Origin of the sequence: Microcystis sp. M090S1, from assembly GCF_020246295.1 — a bacterium.
GTDB lineage: Bacteria > Cyanobacteriota > Cyanobacteriia > Cyanobacteriales > Microcystaceae > Microcystis > Microcystis aeruginosa.
In genome coordinates, this window is sequence record NZ_JADBTF010000214.1 from 1 (window position 1) to 2,915 (window position 2,915).

At 42.3% G+C, this 2,915-nt stretch carries 3 protein-coding genes; 2 read left to right on the forward strand and 1 reads right to left on the reverse strand.

The features are described from left to right. The first annotated feature begins 364 nt into the window (after positions 1–364). Both IM477_RS09650 and IM477_RS09655 read left to right on the forward strand, forming a co-directional pair. Positions 365–1,282: a histone deacetylase family protein gene (locus IM477_RS09650; protein WP_287731534.1), complete on the forward strand. Its 918-nt coding sequence runs from the start codon at positions 365–367 to the stop codon at positions 1,280–1,282. A gap of 114 nt (positions 1,283–1,396) precedes the next feature. Beyond that, positions 1,397–2,590 (forward strand): Coenzyme F420 hydrogenase/dehydrogenase, beta subunit C-terminal domain, encoded by a 1,194-nt coding sequence (locus tag IM477_RS09655; RefSeq protein WP_287731535.1) that lies wholly within the window; start codon positions 1,397–1,399, stop codon positions 2,588–2,590. Positions 2,591–2,731: 141 nt separating this feature from the next. On the opposite strand, the gene IM477_RS09660 is transcribed toward IM477_RS09655, so the two are convergent. Further along, a partial coding sequence (locus IM477_RS09660) for a hypothetical protein (RefSeq protein ID WP_287731536.1) occupies positions 2,732–2,915 on the reverse strand: 184 nt, incomplete at its 5' end.

Consider the following 2,915-nt stretch of genomic DNA (forward strand, 5'->3'; position numbering starts at 1 on the left):
GGAATAAACTTGGGAGAAGATTCTGTTCTCGGTTTTCATCTTGTAGGGATTCTTGCTTTTTCCCTATCTACCCAGATCTTTTTCTTTTTGGCAACCCTTGTCTTGTCAGGTTTTGACCCACTTGTGTCCGTCAGTCAGGAGTAAATCTGTTAAGGCAGGTGCGAAAAATCCTTCGGGAAAGAAGCAGAAACCCAAATCGTGAGGTTTGGGAATCACCGTCCGTTTACGGCGGTGAGGATGTCAACTGGCAAAAGTGATCCAATCAGTAAAGTTTTTTCACTATAGCCGCTCAAGCCGCTGCTTTTTTGGTAGATTAAAACCATTGGGTTGCTCAAAAATCAACGAGTTAAGCAGTAATTTGATTATGATCTCGATTATCTATTCCGATGAATTTCTCGATCACGATACAGGTATTTACCATCCCGAAAAAGCGGCGCGTTTAACGGCAATTGTCGGAGCTTTAAAACAAACAGAATGGCAGTCAAAATTAACATGGCATTTACCGACACCGCTCGAAATTCGTGACGAAGTACTCCCTTTGATCAAACAAGTTCATAATCAAGATTATGTTGATATATTGCGGCGAATTTGTCAACAGGGTGGGGGAAGATTGGATGCAGATACTCCCGTTTCTGCCCGTAGTTACGATGTGGCGTTACTAGCGGTTAGTGGCTGGTTAGATGGGGTCGATCGAGTCTTATCCACCGGCGATCCTGCCTTTATTTTAGCCCGTCCTCCCGGACATCATGCCACTTCTAATTATGGCATGGGTTTCTGTCTGTTTTCTAATGCTGCTATTGCCGCTTATTATGCTTTAGAAAACAAAAGAGTGCAAAAAGTAGCGATTCTCGATTGGGACGTGCATCACGGCAATGGCACCCAGGATATAGTCGAAAATCATCCCCAGATTGCCTATTGTTCCCTTCATCAATTCCCCTTTTATCCCGGCACGGGAGAAGCGAGAGAAAAAGGGGAGTTTGATAATGTTTTGAATATTCCCTTACCGGCGGGAAGTACCATTAAAGATTATCAAGAACATTTTGAGGGGCAAGTCATACCTTTTCTGAAAAATTTTCAACCGGATTTAGTGATTGTTAGTGCTGGATATGATGCCAATCAAGCGGATCCTCTGGCGGGAATTTGTTTACACCCACAAGATTATGGAATTTTAACCAAATACCTCTTAACTCTCAATAAACCGCTGCTTTTCGGCTTAGAAGGTGGTTATGATTTAGAAGCTTTAGCGGCTTCCGTCGTCGCCACCTTAGAAGCTTTGCTCTGATCCTATTCCGGGTAATCGTTACATTTCTTTAAAAAGATTGGTAACAAAGCGATCGAATGCGGTAAGGTAAACGATCGATAGAAAAAACCCTTGACCTAGTTGCCTTTTAAGATTATGAACTCGCTTGCGCCACACCTAAAAGCCAAAGCCCTCAAACCCAATAGTCGTCGTCCCGCGAAAGAATTGTGTAGCGAGTGCGGACTTTGTGACACTTATTATATTCACTATGTTAAAGAAGCTTGTGCTTTTCTCAATCAACAAATCGCCGATTTAGAAGCAGAAGCACACGGCAAAAGTCGCAATCTAAATCAGGAAAATGATCTCTATTTTGGTGTTCATCAAGAGATGATGGCTGCCAAGAAAAAACAAGCCATCCCCGGGGCGCAATGGACAGGAATTGTCAGTACAATTGCCTGTGAAATGCTCAATCGTGGTTTGGTAGAAGGGGTGGTTTGTGTGCAGAATACCGCCGAGGATCGCTTTCAACCGCAACCGATTCTCGCCCGTACCACTGAAGAAATCCTCGCCGCTAAAGTTAATAAACCGACTCTTTCTCCCAATTTATCAGTCCTAGAAGAAATTGAAAAATCGGGCATGAAACGGTTATTAGTTATCGGAGTTGGTTGTCAAATTCAAGCCCTAAGAGCAGTAGAAAAAAAATTAGGCTTAGAAAAATTATATGCCTTAGGAACTCCCTGCGTCGATAATGTCACCCGCTCAGGACTACAAAAGTTTCTAGAAACTACCAGTCGTTCCCCAGAAACCGTGGTTCATTACGAATTTATGCAGGATTTTCGGGTACACTTTAAACACGAAGACGGCTCGATGGAAATGGTTCCCTTTTTTGGGTTAAAGACTAATAAATTAAAGGATGTTTTTGCCCCTTCCTGTATGACTTGTTTTGATTATGTTAACTCCCTTGCCGATTTAGTTGTGGGCTATATGGGCGCACCTTTTGGCTGGCAATGGATTGTCGTTCGTAATGATACGGGCAAGGAAATGTTAGAGTTAGTTAAAGACCAATTAGATACCCAAGATGTTATGTCTAGTGGTGATAGAAAACAGGCGGTACAAAATAGCATTCCCGCCTACGATAAAGGTGTAACTTTACCTATGTGGGCGGCAAAAATGATGGGAGTAGTAATTGAAAAAATCGGGCCTAAAGGTTTAGAATATGCTCGCTTTTCCATCGATTCTCACTTTACCCGTAATTACCTTTATGTTAAACGTAATTATCCTGAAAAATTAGCGAACCATGTTCCTGAATATGCTAAAAAGATTGTGGAACAGTATAAATTGCCCGATTAATTATAGCGGTGTGCAGTCGTATGAGGTACAGTGTCACGAGCTATAAACCATGCTAGGCAAAGCTTGGTCTGTATCTCACTCAAGCGCTTACCGCTATAGGGTATGCTGAAAAAGTAGGGGGGCAGCATTCGGGTAGGAAATCTACGGTTTCAGCGATAGGTTATCGTCCGAATACTTCGCCCTTACTTCGACAATCTCTTGCATAGTATTTTCTATATCTGCTGCCATACCAGCAAATTCCATAAAGTCAACGTCTGGATGTTTTGTTTTTATAGATTGGACAAAATGCAGGATTTCTGGTAGCAAAGAAATGGGAGTTGTTTCA

Excerpts from the sequence above, each read along its gene's own strand:
- IM477_RS09650 (WP_287731534.1), top strand. The coding sequence starts at position 365 with ATGATCTCGATTATCTATTCCGATGAATTTCTCGATCACGATACAGGT.
- IM477_RS09655 (WP_287731535.1), top strand. The coding sequence starts at position 1,397 with ATGAACTCGCTTGCGCCACACCTAAAAGCCAAAGCCCTCAAACCCAAT.